Raw genomic sequence first — 15043 nt, 5'->3', positions numbered from 1 at the left:
TCATTCGGTGGAGTCGTTCTCTTCGGCCGCGGCGAGCCGTGCCCTCAGTTCGGTGTTCTCCGCCTCCAGGGCGTTGATGCGCTTACGGGCGAAGTACAGCTCCATGACGGCGTCGTGGAACTCGGACACGAGTTGCTCGGGGGTCAGTTGCACGCTCGTCCTCCCTCACGCCAGCCGGGTGGGCGTACCGCCGACGCCCTTCCAGTACAGCTTGCCGTCCTGGGCGTAGAGGGAGCCGCCGCCGGCCGTGGCGGGCGCGTTGGTCGGTTCCGCGTCGACGTCCGCGAGCCGCACCGCGCCCTCGGCGAGGATGGCCGAGGGCGCGTCGGCCCCCTGGACCACGTGGAGCTGGGACAGGGGCTTGTCCCCGCGGCTTATGTTGATGCCGGTCAGGCCGTTGCCCTTGACGACGAAGTCGTCCCGGCCCGGGGTGTTCCGCAGCACCATCAGGGCGCCCGTGGTCGGGCCGTTGGTCGAGGTGAGGAAGATGCCCTGCGCGGCGGTGCCCGCCGTCAGCAGGTCGATCGACAGGGCGGAGGAGCCGGGGTCCGAGCCGTCGGCGTACCCCACATGGGAGATCTTCAGGGTCCCGCGGCCGGTCTCCGTACCGGTCAGGTTCATGGCCGAGGTCTGCGGGTTCTTCGAGGTCACGTTGAGCGCCGTCGCGGGCCCCGAGGTGGCCGCCAGGTTGATGGCCACCGTGGGGTCCGTGGTGGACGTGCTCCAGAAGTTGGCCGGCGAGGCGTAGTCCGTGTACCCCGCCGCGGCCGCCGCCGTCTCCGCGCCGCCGACCGCGACGGTCACCGCGCCCGCGGTGAAGCCGCCCAGGAACACTCTTCGTCCAACTGCCATGCGTGTACTCGCTTTCCGTGTCGGATGGTGGAGCGATCGTGTCAGGGACGCCAGGGTCCCAGCGGACTGCCCGCCGTCGGCGCGAGCTGGCGGCGGGTGTGCAGTTTCCCGTCCGTCCCGATGACGGCGACGACCAGCGCGCCCGTCGCGTCGTACGCCATCGCCGGGGCGTGGGCGACCATCTCGCCGGACTCGTGCCAGTGCGTGCCGGAGACGTCCTTGTCCCGGTCGGGCAGCGAGACGACGAGCCGGCCGCGGCTGCCGCGGTGGGCCAGGAAGGCCTCGCGGGCGCCGCGTTCGGGCGCCCACAGCGCGGCGACGGCGCCCGTGCCGCCGTGGCCGCCGACTCCGGCGCCGGAACCGGGCCAGCGGCCGTCGGCGTGCTGGCGGTAGGCCATGACCTGCTGGGTACCGGCCTCCCGGAAGTAGAGGCAGGTGCGGCCGCCGCCCGAGTCGACGGCGGTGATCCCGCCGGTCGCCGGCCGGCCGGTCTTGAGGGTGTCGTCGAGGAGGAAGGCACCGCCGGGCTCGGTCTGGTGCCAGCGCCACACCGAGTTCTTCCCCGGCACGTACAGCTCGACGGTGCCGCGCTCGGTGGTCAGGGCGGTGCCCGCGTCCTGGACGAAGCTGCCGCCGAGGTTCTCCCACGGGGCCCAGCCGCCGTCGCTGTCCCGGCGGCGGAGGCTGATGCCCTGGTCGAAGTTGCGGACGAAGACATGCAGCCGGCCGGCCGCGTCGACGGCGGCCGAGGGCACGCCCGCCTCGCGCTGGCGGCGGCCGTCGCCGTTCGCCCAGTCGGGGTTCTCCAGGGACTGCCAGCCGTTGAAGCCGTCGCCGCCGGGGTCCTGGGCCGTGTGCACGACGTCGACGGTCACTCCGCCACCCACCACGTGCTGCCGGCGCAGGCCGACCAGCTCGGCCGGGCCGCCGGGCAGCCCGGTCACGGCGAGCGTGGGCGCGATCCAGCCGTCGCCCAGGACGTAGGGCCCCTTCCACTCGCCGCTGCCCGGGCCGGTCTCCGTCCAGAAGGCGAGGCGGCCGGCCAGTACCCCGAAGGCGTTGAGCCGTCCGCCCGGTCCCAGCCGCAGCCAGTTCGTGGTCGGCGAGTAGCGGTAGGCGGCGCTCATCATGTGCGTGCTGCGGAACGGGTCGGGCCCCAGCTGCCGGTCGCCGCAGGTCTGGCAGGTGCCGTGCGGGCAGACGGTGGGGGCGTCGAGACCGGCGTACGTCGCCAGGTACTCGGCCTTCTCGGTGGCCGCGGTCGAGTCCAGGTTGTAGCCCCAGAAGCGGTTGGCGTAGGCGCGGTAGTGCTCGACGACCGGGTTGTGGCCGGCCTCGCGGTGCCGGGCCAGGGCGGCGAGCGCGAACTGGGCGGTGGTGGTGTGGTCGACGTGGTCCGAGCACACGAACTCCGGTCGCCCGCCGTCGTGTTCGGGGTCGGGGTCCATCGTGCGCACCGTGGTCGGCCGGAGGTGTCCGAGCAGGGCGGCCAGTCCGCCGATCACCTGCTCGCGGGTGACGTGCTGGACCTCGCCCACGGTGCAGCCGTGCACCGGGAGCGTGGCCTGGGTGCGCAGGGCGCCCTCCCAGAGTTCGTGGAGCCGGGTGCGGGTGCCGCGCTCGGTGGGCGCGCCCATGTGCAGCTGGAGGAAGTACAGGCTCACCTGGTCGTGGCCGACGAGCGTGAACCGCTCCGTGGCGAACCCGGGCACCAGGTCCACGGGCTCGCGCTGCCAGGGATGGTCGCGGTTGCCGGTGGCCATGCGGGCGTACGCGGAGCGCAGTCCGCAGCCCCGCTCGGTGCTGTAGCGGGCGAAGTCCGGCGCTACCGCGCGCCGTTGGGGCTCGTTGGTGTCGACGTTGATGCCGTCGCCCTCGCCCGCGGTGAGGACCACCGTGGCGATCCGGTCGCCGTCCTGGAGGGAGCGGACCAGGTCGGGGTTCATGAAGTACAGGTCGTCGTCCTGGTGCGCGACGACATGGAGGACGGTTCGGGTCACGGCGGTCATCGGGCCTCCTCGGCCGGGCGTCGTGGTCATCTGGGTCGTCGTGTTCATCGGGCCCTTCCGGCCGTCTCGTCGGTGCGGGTCGCGTTCATCGGTCGACCACGTTCATGGCCATCGCCCCCGAGGCCGAGCAGTACGGCCGCACCCACACGGGCCGGGCCGGGTGGACCACCGCGTACGCCGAGGGCTCGTCGCCGACCAGCGGGACGGACGGGTAGACGTACGCGCCCTTGACGTCGGGGAAGTCCTCCAGCACATGGCACACGCGCACCTTGCGCCGGTCGAAGGGGTCGGGCTGCAGCCACCAGTCCCAGTCCTCCCAGCGTTCCAGGCGGTGGTCGACGACTCTGCGCAGGGGTGCCTCGGCCCGGAACGCCTGGCGGCCGGTGACCTGCACGGGCACGGAGAAGCTCTGTCGGTGCCGGCCGCGGCGGCTGACGATGAACAGCGCGCCGGCCTCGATCCGGCGTCCGCCGCAGAGCACACCGCGCAGGGTGACGGCGCCGTCGCCGACGTCGACGCCGGTGCACTCGGCGTGTTCCTCGCGCAGGACCGTGCGCAGCATCAGCCGGCCGTTCGGCTGGGCGTAGGGAAGGTTCCAGCCGATGGGGCCGGACGGCGGGCGGGCGATCAGACGGGCGCGGGCGTCGATGAGGGCGCGGGTGTCGCGGACGCCGGCCTTCATGTGGACGTGGGACGTCTTGGGGGCGCCCATGGTCACCTGCCAGCGTCCGTCGCCGAGTTCGTCGAGGGCCGACGGGGTGAGGACGGCGCTGTAGTGGGTTCCGCCGTTGTCGAGGTCCTTGCGCGAGGTGCGCAGGGGCAGGTCGGGGCGGCGTACGCCGTCGACGGGCTTGTGACGCAGGACGAACTGCCAGCGGCGGCGGCCCTCGGCGGGCCCGTCGGCGCTGAACCGCAGCCAGCCCGCGTCGTCGGCGGTGACGTCGACGACGGTCGCGCCGAGGGCGACCGGCTCCACGGTGAGCTGGTCGGCGCCGGTCCTGCGGCCCGCGGCGGGTGCGCGGTAGCCGCGCTGGGCGGCGGCGCGGCGGCGGGCGGCGTCCTCGAAGAGCTCCAGGTAGCGGTCGGCCACGGCGGCCGGGTCGTAGCGGGCGGCGTTGCGCAGGGCGGCGGCGCCCATGGTGCGGCGCAGCGGCTCGTCGGCCATGAGGCGGCGCAGGCCCCAGGCGATGCCCTCGACCTCGCCGTTGGGCACCAGGAAGCCGTCCTCGCCGTCGCGCAGGATCTCGCGGGGGCCGACGGGACAGTCGGTGGAGACCACGGGCAGGCCGCAGCGCATCGCCTCGACCAGGGTCATGCCGAAGGACTCGGCGCTGGAGGTGACGGCCGCGATGGAGCCCTTGGCCCACTCCGACTCGATCGGGGAGAAGCCGCCCATGAGCAACGCCCGCCCGGTCAGGCCGAGTTCGGTGACGAGGGTGCGCAGCTTGCCGGCCTCGCCGCCGTCGCCGTAGATGCGCAGCTGCCAGTCGGGGAACTCCTCGGCCAGGGTGGAGAAGGCGCGGATGAGGAGGTCGTACCGCTTGATCTGGTGCATGCGGCCGGCGCTGACCACGACCCTGCGGGTGCCGTCGGAGGGGGCGACGGCCGGCTCGGGCACGCTGTTGGGGATGCCGACGACGGGGATGCCGGGGATCGGGGTGTTCTCCATGAAGGAGCGGGCGTCGGCCTCGGTGACGGTCGTGATGGCGTCCAAACGCGGGTAGACCCGGGCCATCTCCGCGCGCACCGCCGGCGGGATGGCCAGGTGGGTCATGTGCTCCTGGGCGACGCGCAGGGCGCCGTCGCGGGTGTGGGCGGCGACGAAGAGGTTGAGGCTGGGCCGGGTGCCGACGACGACGTCGGCGGTCGTCTTCTCCAGGTCACGGATGATGCGGCCGTCGGTGAACCGGCTGTACTGGGCGTAGAACTCCTCCTGGCGCGGCACCACTTCGCTCGGTTCGTCGCTGCCGGCGGCGTCGCGGTCGGCGGAGCCGGGGCGCAGGTCGACCAGGGCGCGGACGGTGATGCGCGGGGAGATCTCGAACTTGGTGGCGGTGGCACGCCGGAACACCGAGACGATCTCCACCTCGTGGCGGACGGCGAGCGCCTCGGCGAGATTGATGACGGTGCGGTTGGTGCCGCCGATGCCGTAGATGTTGTTGATCAGGAAGGAGATCTTCACCGGACCTCACGCTCCTTCCGTCCGTCCTTCCATTCGAAGGGGCTCGGCACGGGGTAGTAGGACTCCAGGAAGCGGCGGAGCATCGCCGTCTGGCGGTCGGTGTCGTGGCCGTCGGAGAGGGTGTCGTTGATGCAGAACGCCTGCCGGTTGCGGCGGGCGAGCAGGATGCCGAGCCGGCGCTGGATCTCCGGTCTGGCGAGGTCGAGGTAGGCGAAGCTGATGTTCGAGGGCACGGCCCGGCCGGTGAAGTAGGCGTAGTAGTGGTACAGCGAGGAGGGGATGGAGATGTCGCTGGCGCTGCGGAACCGGCTGCGCGAGGTGCGTAGGTGCTCGTCGGCGAAGGTGTGCTCGATCTCCTGGAGGACGCTGCGGCGCAGCGCGTAGGGGGCGTGCCGCAGCTTCTGCACGATGGCGGTGCCGAAGTGCTCCTGGAGGAGCCGCCGGTTGTTCTTGCCGGCCGCGTCGACGGGGCGGTCCACGGGGCTCGGGTCCCAGCGGGGCACCTGGGACGGCGAGAAGAAGGTGCGGGTCATGCCGTTGGACAGGAAGAAGTCGCCGGGGGTGACCGGGCTGCCGAGGAACATGTCGTCGTTGAAGTACAGGAAGTGCTCGGCCAGGCCCTTGATGTGGTGCAGCCGGCTCTCGATCGCGTGCGAGTTGAAGGTGGGCAGCGCGGCCGGGTCCTCGAAGATCTGTGTGTGGTCGACGACCGTGACGCGCGGGTGGCTGTCGTTGAGCCAGACAGGGCGCTGTCGGTCCGTCACCAGGAAGACGTGGCGCACCCAGGGGGCGTTCTGCTCCAGCGCGCGCAGCGAGTAGCGCAGTTCGTCGCGGCTGATGTAGCGGGCCGCGTTGGCGGACTCGGTGTGGTAGCCGCCCTCGCCGTAGCCGCCGCGTCGGTGCTGCCAGGCGGGGTCGCTGCCGTCGACCCAGGTGTAGACGACGTCGATGGGGAACCGTACGTCCTCGGGCAGTGGGTCGGCGCACGGCCGGATGGTGCGCACCGAGCGGGTGCGGCGGGTGTGCAGGGCGGCGAAACCCGTGAGGCGGCTGACCGGGACGGTGACCCGGGGTTCGTCGAGGGCGACGTCCTCGGTGACGCGGTTGGGCCGCGGGGCCCGCAGGCGTCCCTCCTCGGGCCGCCAGAACTCGATGTCGCAGCCGTGTTCCAGGCCCAGCAGCAGGGAGCCGGCCGGGTCGCTCCACATCATGCCGACGCGCAGCACGGCGGCCGTGTCGGCGAGGTGGCGGCCGGGCCGGGAGCCGGCCAGCGCCGTCCGCCCCTGGGCGGCCTCGCCCCGGCAGGCGCGCAGGTAGACGGGGCTGTGCTCGGCGCAGCGCCGCAACGCCTCGGCGACCCGGTCCCGGTCGCCCTCGGCGACGGCGAGGCAGGAGCGGAAGTCGGAGGTGCCGCGGATCGCGAAGTAGTCGACGCCTGCCTTCTCCAGGGCGGTGACGACGAGTTCGAGGTTGGCCTCGCGCAGCCCGAGCGGCGAGACGGTCGGCCGGACCAGGGCGATCCGGGCGCTGTGTCCGGCGAGCGCGGCGAGCCGCTCGCCCGGTCCGAACAGGTGCGGCCAGCGGCGGCGGGCCCGGATGCCGCGGACCACGCGGATCACCAGGCCGAGGGCGTGCAGCCGGCGCAGCAGGTGCTTGAGCGCCATGCGCAGCCGGATCGGGACCCGGCGCGCGATACGGCGTCTGAGCCCGGCGGGGATCAGGGTGCGGTACGCCCCGACCGCGGCGGTTGCCTCGGGGTTGCCCATGCTCACGGCCGGTGGTCCGCCTTGTCCGAGGAGTGGGAGGGGTGGGAGGCGTCCTGCTCGAAGACGCTCGGGACGGGGAGGTAGCGGCGCAGGAACCGCACGACCGCCTTGGTGCCGCCCCGGGTGCGCGCCTCTTCCGTGCCGAGCCCGAGGAACTGGATCTGCTGGGTGTCGCGGCGGACGAGGAGCCGGGTGAGGTGGGAGGCGATGCCGGGCAGCGCGCCGTGCAGCGTCACGGACGCCTCCCCGGAGGGTTCGGCGAGTCCGGCGGTGTGCCCGACGTGGTGGACCATGCCGTCCACGGGGTGAGTGCCGGGGACGACGGGCAGCCGCTGCCCGTCGTCGAGGGGCAGCGGGGCGGCCCCGCTGTCGGCGAGCCGGGCGAGGGTCTTGACGCGGTGCGGCTGCGGGCCGTGCGCGTAGCCGTGGGAGGCGACCCGGCCGGTGGCGGAGTACGCGGCGCGGGTCCACGGCGCGAAGGACTCCTGGGCGTTCCAGGGGCCGCGCCGGGGGCGGGTCGAGCCGGTCGGCGTGAAGTAGTCGAAGGGGCGGACCGGCCGGCCGAACAGGGCGCCGGGGCGCAGCAGCAGGAAGTGCTCGGCGAGGTCGGGCAGTTGGTGCAGGTACCACTCGGCGCCCGGCCGGGCGCGGACCACGGTGAGCCGGTCGCCGGCCTTCAGCCAGGCGGGCGGCTCGGCCTCGGCGACCACGTGGACGACGTCCACCCAGGGGGCGTACTGGTGCAGGGAGCGCAGCGCGGCGCGCAGCAGTTCCTCGCCCCAGGGGGTCGGGTGCTGCCACAGCAGGACCGCGTCGACGGGGAAGGTGATCTCTTCGAGGCGCAGGACGTCGAAGGTCTCCAGGGTGATCGTCGGCTCCAGGTCACCGTCGATGTCGGCGTAGCCGCACAGCCGGTCGATGCCGATCTCGACGCCGGGCGCGTCGCTGGGCACGGATCGCTGGACCCGGTTGGGGCGGGGGCCGACGAGGCGTTCCTGGGGCAGTTTCGTGTCGGTGGTCCAGAACTCGATCTCGATGCCCTGGTCCTCGCCGGTCCACAGGTGCTCGGTGGGGTCGGTGCGCAGCCAGGTCAGGCGGATGACCTTGGCCTTGGCGTAGTGCTTCCACGCCTTCACATGGCTGCCCGGGAGGTCCGAGGTGTCGTTCTGCGCCGGGGACACGGAGACCACATAGCCGGTGTGTTCCTCCAGCAACGCGCGTAGCACCCGGCGGACGGCGCCCTTGTCCTGCTGGTCGACGGCCAGGCAGATGCGGCGGTCGTCGAGCGCGGGTACGGCGAACCAGGGGATGTCGGCGGTGTCGAGGGCGTGGGTGACCAGGTCGTGGTCGAGCCGGCGGGCCAGGTCGACGGTGAGTCCGGTGTGGACGTGGCCGAGCCTGCCGTCGGGCGCCTTGGTACGGCGTTCGGAGCGGCCGAACTCCGCCTTGCGCACCCGGCGCAGGGCACGGCGGTGCAGCCGTGCCTCGCGCCGGCCGAGGGTCCGGGCCAGCTGTCGCTTGACCTTGCGTCGTACGCCCACCGGCACCGTGGTGGTCGCGGCGGCGCGTACCGGCTGGGGGACGAACCGTTTGTAGACCTGGGCTGCGGAGCTCATGGACGTCGGGTCCGACACGTCATGAACTCCGTTTCATCGCTCGTGGGGGCTGGGTGTGGGGAAGTAGGAATCGAGGAAGCCGTCCAGCAGCTCCTGCTGGGCCTCGATGTCCTCGGGTGTGGAGAAGGCGTCGTTGAGACAGAAGGTGTCCTGGTCACGTCCGTCGAGCAGGCGTTGCAGCCGGTCGGCGAGGTCGGGCACGGCGAGCTGGAGATAGGTGAAGGGCATCGAGCCGGGCTGGGCCCGTCCGGTCAGCGCCGCGTAGTAGAGCGCGAAGGACGAGGTCGGCGACAGGTCGGTCATCGCCCGGAACCTGCTGGCCGAGGTGCGCGCCCAGGCCTCGGGGAAGTCGCGTTCGGCCTCCTCCATCGCGGAGCGGCGCAGCGCGTACGGGATGTGCTCCATGGGCTGGGTGATCACTCTGCCGAAACGTTCGAGCAGCAGGGCGCGGTTGTTCTTGCACGCGGCGTCGACCGGGGTGTCGGTCTCCGCGACCGGTCCCTGCGGGATGCGGTTGCGCGAGGGGAAGTAGCGCGCCGTGCCGGTGGGGGTGAAGAAGGCGTGCGGGGCCACCGGGCGGCCCATGAACATGTCGTCGTTGAAGTACAGGAAGTGCTCGGCCAGGCCCTCGATGTGGTGCAACTGGCTCTCGATCGAGTGCGAGTTGAAGGTCGGCAGGTCCGCCGGGTTGCGGAAGATCTCCCGGTGCGTGGCGATGCGCAGCCCGGGCACGTCCTCGCGCAGCCAGGGCGGCACCTGGTCGTCGGTGACGATGTAGATGTTGCGGATCCACGGCGCGAACAGGTGGATCGAGCGCACCGAGTAGCGCAGTTCGTCACGGCTGATGAAGCGGGCGTCGCTCGCCGACTCGGCGTGGTAGACCTCGCCCTTGGCCTGTGCCTTGCGCTGCTTCCAGGCCGGGTCGTCGCCGTCGACCCAGGTGTAGACGGCGTCGACGGGGAAGGCGATGTCGTCGGCGCAGTGCACCAGGAACTCGGGGCGGGTGGCCAGGGCGGGCGCGAGCGGGGCCGGGGTCCAGTCCGACACGAAGCGGCTGAACAGCCGGGCGGCGCCCAGCACGTTCCTCCCGTCGACGGCGACGGCCCAGGTGGCGCGGTTGGCGCGGGGCGCGACCAGGTGGGTGCCGTGCCGTTGCCAGAACTCGATCGCGCAGCCGTACTCGTGACCGAGCAGCAGGTGCCGGCCCGGGTCGGTGCGGTACCAGCTGATCTGCAGGATCCGGGCGCCGTTGACCGTGCGCCAGGCCTTGGCGTCCCGCGAGGAGACGGGCTTGGCGGGCCGCGGCGCGTCCGGGTCGATGACGCTCAGGTGGCCCGGGAACTGGCTCAGCCCGCGGAACACCACGGCCAGCACCCGGTCCCGGTCCTCCTCGGCGACGGCGATCACCGTGCCGTGGTCGGAGGTGCCGCGGACGGCGAAGTGGGCCACGCCGGCCGTGTCGAGCAGGGCGGTGAGCGCGGAGCGGTTGGCCTCGCGGGCCGCCAGCGGGGTGAGTCCCGGCTCGACGTAGACGTCGCCGTGCTCGGGGGTGAGGGTCGTCGGCTCGGCCGCGGCCGGCCGCGGATGTCCACCCTCGCCCCGCCCGGTGCGGACGGCTGCGCCCGGCGCCTGCTGGACGACGTGATCAGATACGGCCGTCACGCCGCCGCCCTTCACGGCCCGACGCACGCAGCACCTCAGCCACTCCCCCTCGTTCCTCACCCGGCCGAGGCCGACGGTGAGCATGGTGGCCGCCCGCCCTCGTGCCCCCCGGCTCGAATCCGCGACCACACCCGGCCGACTGTGTCGTCGGCGTTTCATTCACACCTAAGATTTAACCTTCACAGGTCCGGCACATCATCACCGTGGGTTCACATAGCTGTCAACAGCAATCACAAGTAACCCAAAACACACGGCCACGCGTGCAACCATTGAACATCCGGAATCGGGCGGGTTAACGGACACCCGGCACCGCCCCACCCGGAAAGCCGTCTATAGTTCGGGCACATCACGGCGTTCACCGCCGCGCGGCCCGGCCCCTCTCCCCGCACTCGTGCCCCCCACGTACGGACCAGGCAACGAGCCATTTGAGCGAGAGAGGACCGAGGCATGACGCATGCCCCGACGGACACCAGCCCCCGCAGATCCAGGCGAGCGCCGTCGGGCCGCAGGGCCGCCGCACCACGCCGACGCCGCGTGGGCCGCTGGGTGGCGCTGGGCCTGGTCACCGTCGTACTGGCCGCGGGCGGCACCGGCTACTGGCTCTACCAGGACCTCGACGGCAACATCAAGGGCGTCGACATCAACGACGCGATCGGCGGCGAACGGCCCGAGAAACTGCCCACCTCCGGCCAGAACATCCTGGTCCTGGGCTCCGACTCGCGCGCCGGCGCCAACGCCGCGCTGGACGGGGGCAAGGTCTCCGGAGCGCGCTCCGACACCGCGCTGGTGATGCACATACCCGAGGGCCGTACGAAGGCCGTCGCCGTCAGCATCCCGCGCGACACCCTGGTCACCCGTCCCGCGTGTGCGAAGTCCGACGGCACCGAGGTGTCCTCGGCGCAGCGGGTGATGTTCAACTCGATCTACTCGCAGGTCGGTCCGGCCTGCGTGGTCAAGACCGTGGAGCAGATGTCCGGGGTCCGCATGGACCACTACATGGAGATCGACTTCGCCGGCTTCAAGGGCCTCGTGGACGCCATCGGCGGCGTGACCGTCACCCTCGATGAACCGATCAAGGACAGCAACAGCGGCCTGGACCTCGGCTCCGGCACCCACCGGCTGAACGGCACGGAGTCCCTGCAGTTCGTGCGCACCCGGTACGGCCACGGCGACGGCAGCGACCTCGGCCGCATCGGCCTCCAGCAGAAGTTCATGATCGCCCTGCTCTCCGAGATCAAGCAGCAGGACCTGCTGGGCAGCCCCACCAAGACGTTCAAGATCGCCAACGAGCTCACCGAGTCCCTCACCACCGACTCCGAGCTCGCCTCCCTCACCCAGCTCGCCGAGTTCGGCCGCAGCATGAACGGGGTCGACCCGGCCGCCATGGAGACGATCATGCTGCCGGTGAAGTACGACGAGCAGGACCCCAACCGGGTGGTCGCCGCCCAGCCGCAGGCCGAACAGCTGTGGGAGGCGCTGCGCAAGGACCAGGACGTACCCGAGTCGGCCAAGAAGTCACCGGCCGGCGGCTGACACCCCGCGGGCCCTGTCGGCCGTCAGACGCGGATCGACGGGGCCAGCGAGAACCCCGGCTCGGGAGTCTGCCGGGAGATGTGCAGCGCTCCGTCCTGGCCGAGCACGGCGAGCACGACACGGCCGTGGCCGTCGAGCGCCAACGCCGGAGCGCCCAGGCAGCGTTCACCGGTGGGCGACCACCACACGCCCCCCTGCTCGTTCTCGGTGCCGAACGCGGCGAGCATGACCTGCCCGTCGAGATCGCGGTGGGCCAGCAGCGTGCAGTCGTAGCCGTCGAGCGTCGCGCGCAGCACCGCGACCGGATCCCCCGCCGGGGCGCCGCCGAGCGGAATCACCCAGCCGCCGGGACGGTGTGCGACGAGCCCGCCCGTGTCGGGGTCGGCCCAGTAGTACGTCGCCCGGTCGGGCCCGGTCGACAGGACACTCGCCGTGCCCGGCGCCACCCGGACCGGGATGTTCGGCTCCGGCCCGAAGTCGCCGTCGGGCTCGGCCTGGCGCCACCACATCGCGGCCTGCTCACCGCCGGCCAGCAGCTCGATGCGCCCGGTGTCGTGGGCGACCGCGGCGAGTCCGTCCCGTACGCCGCTGCCCGTGAGGTCCTTCCACGGCTCCCACTTCCCGCTGGGGGCCTCCCGGCGCAGCATCACCCCGCGACCGGCGTTGCGCGCGAAGACGTGCACACGGCCCGACGTGCCGACCGCGGCCACCGGGACGCCGAAGCGGGCCGCCTTCTCGCGGTCCTGGTGGGGGTTGCCGAGCGAGCGCCACTCGGTGACGGGGCGGCCGGTCTGGTACTGGACGGCGTGCACCACGTCGACGGCGGGCGGACCGTCGCCCCTGGCGACCTCGCGCCGGCCGAGGAAGTGGACGTAGGTGTCGCTGCCCTGGGCGAGGTACAGGTGGGTCAGGTTCGCGACCGGGAAGAAGTCGGGGCCCGTCCATGCCGGGCCGCCCGGCCGGACCTCGGTCCACCGCAGCAGGCCCGCCCGGGTGCGGGCGTAGGCGGTCAGACGGCCGTCCTTGCCGAGGGTCAGCCAGCGGCCGTCCACGGTGCCCTGCGCCGCGTGGTCCTCGGCCGCCGTGCGCTCGACGGCCTCGGCCGTTCTCCCGCGGGGCGCGGCGCGCCCGGATCTGGTCCGCATGACGTGACCTGCCCCTTCCGTGACGCTCGGCCGGCTGACCTGCCAGTCCCGAACCCGTGTGCGGGGCCGAGCTGGCCCATCATAGAATGAGCGTTCGGTGAACAACGCATGGCGACCCTGTGCGGGACACGTGCACCCCGGGAGCCCGGCCGCCGGCCGTTCGCGTACGACGGGCGCCGGCTGCGGGTTCGCTCTCACACCTGCCGCCAGGCCTCCAGCGCCAGGCCCGGCTCCGCCTTGCGGCGGGTGAGGAGCAGCTGCCCGTTCGACGGGGAGAGCGTCGCCGCGACGACCCGGTCGTCCTCGTCGACGGCCAGGCACACCTCGGCGTCCGCGGGGAGCTGGGGCCCCGACTCGGTCCACCAGGCGCCCGCCGACTCCTGCTCGGTGGGGTACGCGGCGAACGCCACCCGGCCGCTCGCGGAGCGCTGGGCGATCAACGTGCAGTCGTGGCCGTCGAGTTCGCAGCGGACGGCGGAGACCGGGCCGGGGCCGGCGGACGCGAGGAGCGTGACCGGCTTGGCGCCGGGCCGCCAGGCGCACAGGTCGCCGGAGGTGTCGGCGAAGAAGAGGGTCGTGCTCTCCGGAGAGGTGGCGAGGGCGCGCAGGGTGCCGGGCCGCACCGGGGCCTCGATCGTCTCCTCCAGGACAGGCTGGGCGCCCGGCTTCTCCTGCCGCCAGTGCAGGATGCCGCCGGGGACGGCCGCGTACAGCTCGACGCGTCCGGACTCCCCCGTCACGGCCGCCAAGTCCTCTTGTACGCCGCTCCCCTTGAGGTCGCGCCAGGGGTCCCAGCCGCCCTTCTCCTTCTGGGCGACCATGCTCACGCCGCCGCCCTTGTTCCGTACGAAGACATGGGCGCGGCCCTGCGCGTCGACCGCGACGGCGGGCGTGCCGGTGCGGGCGCCCTTCTTGTTGGGGTGCCCGATCGACAGCCAGTCGAGGGCGGCGAGCCGGGGGCGGAAGTGCGTGGAGTGCACCAGGCCACACTCGCCGGCGGCGGTGGGCCGCCAGGAGACCAGATGGGCGTAGCCGTCGGCACCCTGGCCGACCGCGAGCACGGGCTGCAGCTTCTGGTCGCCGCCCACCCGGCGGGCGGGTTCCCACGACCCGCCGGGCCCGCGCTCCGCGCGGCACAGGACGGCGTCGCCCGCGGGCAGATACACACTGAGGCGGCCGTCTCGGCCGCGTAGGAGCCAGTCGCCGTTCACCGGTTCACTCTAAGCGGAGGGGGTTTCCCGACACCGCCTGGCCCCGGGTGCGGGGAGGCGCCCCGACGGCTTCCGCCCCGATCGGGCAGGCTGGTCGGCAGCAGTCGGCACCGTACGAGGACAGGAAGTTGACGTCATGACCGACACCCGCACCGTGAGCGTTCTCGGCACCGGGATCATGGGGGCCGCGATGGCCCGCAACCTCGTCCGCGCCGGACACACCGTCCGGGCCTGGAACCGCACCCGTGACAAGGCCGAACCCCTCGCCGCCGACGGCGCGTACGTCGCCGACACCCCCGCCGAGGCGGTGCGGGGCGCCGACGTCGTCCTGACCATGCTGTACGACGGTCCCGCCGCCCTGGACGTGATGCGCGCGGCGGTGCCCGGCCTGCGTCCCGGCGTCGCCTGGGCGCAGTCGACGACCGCGGGCATCGAGGCGATCGGCGAACTGGCCGACTTCGCCCGCGAGCAGCACCTGGTCTTCTTCGACGCGCCGGTGCTGGGCACCCGGCAGCCCGCGGAGGCGGGCCAGCTGACCGTGCTGGCCGCCGGACCGGACGAGGGCCGGGCCGCGGTGACGCCGGTCTTCGACGCGGTCGGCGCCCGGACGGTGTGGACCGGCGAGGACGGCGCGGCAGGTTCCGCCACCCGGCTGAAGCTGGTGGCCAACAGCTGGGTCATCGCCGCCACCGCGGCGACCGGCGAGGTGCTGGCCCTCTCCCAGGCCCTCGACGTCGACCCGCAGAACTTCTTCGACCTCATCGCGGGCGGCCCGCTCGACATGGGCTATCTGCGCGCCAAGGCCGCGCTCGTCCTCGAGGACCGGCTCTCCCCCGCCCAGTTCGGGGTGGCCACCGCCGCCAAGGACGCCCGTCTCATCGTCCAGGCGGGCGAGCGGAACGGCGTACGGCTGGACGTGGCGGTCGCGAGCGCGGAACGGCTGGAGCGGGCTGCCGCGCAGGGGCACGCCGACGAGGACATGGTGGCGGCGTACTTCGCGAGCTTCGACGAGAAGCGGGAGGACTGAACAGAGCGGGAGGACTGAACAGGCACCCCGGTCCCCCATC

General features: G+C 72.8%; 11 protein-coding genes. 2 read left to right on the top strand and 9 right to left on the bottom strand.

What is annotated here, in order from left to right; all coding sequences use genetic code 11:
• The 7 genes from AC5P09_RS06350 to AC5P09_RS06320 all read right to left on the bottom strand — a co-directional run bounded on the left by AC5P09_RS06350 (position 1) and on the right by AC5P09_RS06320 (position 10087).
• Entirely contained in the window at positions 1–153 is a 153-nt protein-coding gene (locus AC5P09_RS06350) for a hypothetical protein (protein WP_493872841.1), read from the bottom strand.
• Between the two features lie 12 nt (positions 154–165).
• Positions 166–852, bottom strand: coding sequence for a hyaluronoglucosaminidase (locus tag AC5P09_RS06345; RefSeq protein ID WP_493872840.1), 687 nt, complete (start codon positions 850–852; stop codon positions 166–168).
• Positions 853–893: 41 nt separating this feature from the next.
• A complete protein-coding gene (locus tag AC5P09_RS06340) occupies positions 894–2861 on the bottom strand; it encodes a DUF8189 domain-containing protein (RefSeq protein ID WP_493872839.1) in 1968 nt (655 codons plus the stop codon).
• 85 nt (positions 2862–2946) lie between these two features.
• Positions 2947–5043: a glycosyltransferase family 4 protein gene (locus AC5P09_RS06335; protein ID WP_493872838.1), complete on the bottom strand. Its 2097-nt coding sequence runs from the start codon at positions 5041–5043 to the stop codon at positions 2947–2949.
• Positions 5040–6815, bottom strand: a complete 1776-nt coding sequence (locus AC5P09_RS06330; RefSeq protein WP_493872837.1) for a stealth family protein — start codon at positions 6813–6815, stop codon at positions 5040–5042. The genes AC5P09_RS06335 and AC5P09_RS06330 overlap by 4 nt, the downstream gene beginning before the upstream one ends.
• Positions 6812–8443: a sugar phosphotransferase gene (locus AC5P09_RS06325; RefSeq protein ID WP_493872836.1), complete on the bottom strand. Its 1632-nt coding sequence runs from the start codon at positions 8441–8443 to the stop codon at positions 6812–6814. The genes AC5P09_RS06330 and AC5P09_RS06325 overlap by 4 nt, the downstream gene beginning before the upstream one ends.
• Before the next feature lie 15 nt (positions 8444–8458).
• Positions 8459–10087, bottom strand: a complete 1629-nt coding sequence (locus AC5P09_RS06320) for a stealth family protein (RefSeq protein WP_493872835.1) — start codon at positions 10085–10087, stop codon at positions 8459–8461.
• 447 nt (positions 10088–10534) lie between these two features.
• Here AC5P09_RS06320 and AC5P09_RS06315 point away from each other — a divergent pair, with 447 nt between their 5' ends.
• On the top strand, positions 10535–11620 hold the full coding sequence (locus tag AC5P09_RS06315) for an LCP family protein (protein ID WP_493872834.1): 1086 nt from the start codon (positions 10535–10537) through the stop codon (positions 11618–11620).
• A 23-nt stretch (positions 11621–11643) separates the two neighbouring features.
• On the opposite strand, the gene AC5P09_RS06310 is transcribed toward AC5P09_RS06315, so the two are convergent.
• On the bottom strand, positions 11644–12765 hold the full coding sequence (locus AC5P09_RS06310; protein ID WP_493872833.1) for a PLL family lectin: 1122 nt from the start codon (positions 12763–12765) through the stop codon (positions 11644–11646).
• A 194-nt stretch (positions 12766–12959) separates the two neighbouring features.
• The gene (locus AC5P09_RS06305) at positions 12960–13976 is read right to left on the bottom strand and encodes a PLL family lectin (protein WP_493872832.1); all 1017 of its coding nucleotides are present in this window, start codon (positions 13974–13976) and stop codon (positions 12960–12962) included.
• A 136-nt stretch (positions 13977–14112) separates the two neighbouring features.
• On the opposite strand from AC5P09_RS06305, the gene AC5P09_RS06300 reads away from it, so the two are divergent.
• The gene (locus tag AC5P09_RS06300; protein ID WP_493872831.1) at positions 14113–15003 is read left to right on the top strand and encodes an NAD(P)-dependent oxidoreductase; all 891 of its coding nucleotides are present in this window, start codon (positions 14113–14115) and stop codon (positions 15001–15003) included.
• Positions 15004–15043 lie beyond the last annotated feature (40 nt).

Source organism: Streptomyces sp. a15, from assembly GCF_059026085.1.
Note: the sequence above shows the minus strand (reverse complement) of the source record. Positions and strands in the feature narration are given on the sequence as shown.

Bases quoted from the DNA above. Each gene is read 5' to 3' on its own strand.
- AC5P09_RS06345 (WP_493872840.1), bottom strand. From the start codon at position 852: ATGGCAGTTGGACGAAGAGTGTTCCTGGGCGGCTTCACCGCGGGCGCG.
- AC5P09_RS06340 (WP_493872839.1), bottom strand. From the start codon at position 2,861: ATGACCGCCGTGACCCGAACCGTCCTCCATGTCGTCGCGCACCAGGAC.
- AC5P09_RS06315 (WP_493872834.1), top strand. From the start codon at position 10,535: ATGACGCATGCCCCGACGGACACCAGCCCCCGCAGATCCAGGCGAGCG.
- AC5P09_RS06310 (WP_493872833.1), bottom strand. From the start codon at position 12,765: ATGCGGACCAGATCCGGGCGCGCCGCGCCCCGCGGGAGAACGGCCGAG.
- AC5P09_RS06300 (WP_493872831.1), top strand. From the start codon at position 14,113: ATGACCGACACCCGCACCGTGAGCGTTCTCGGCACCGGGATCATGGGG.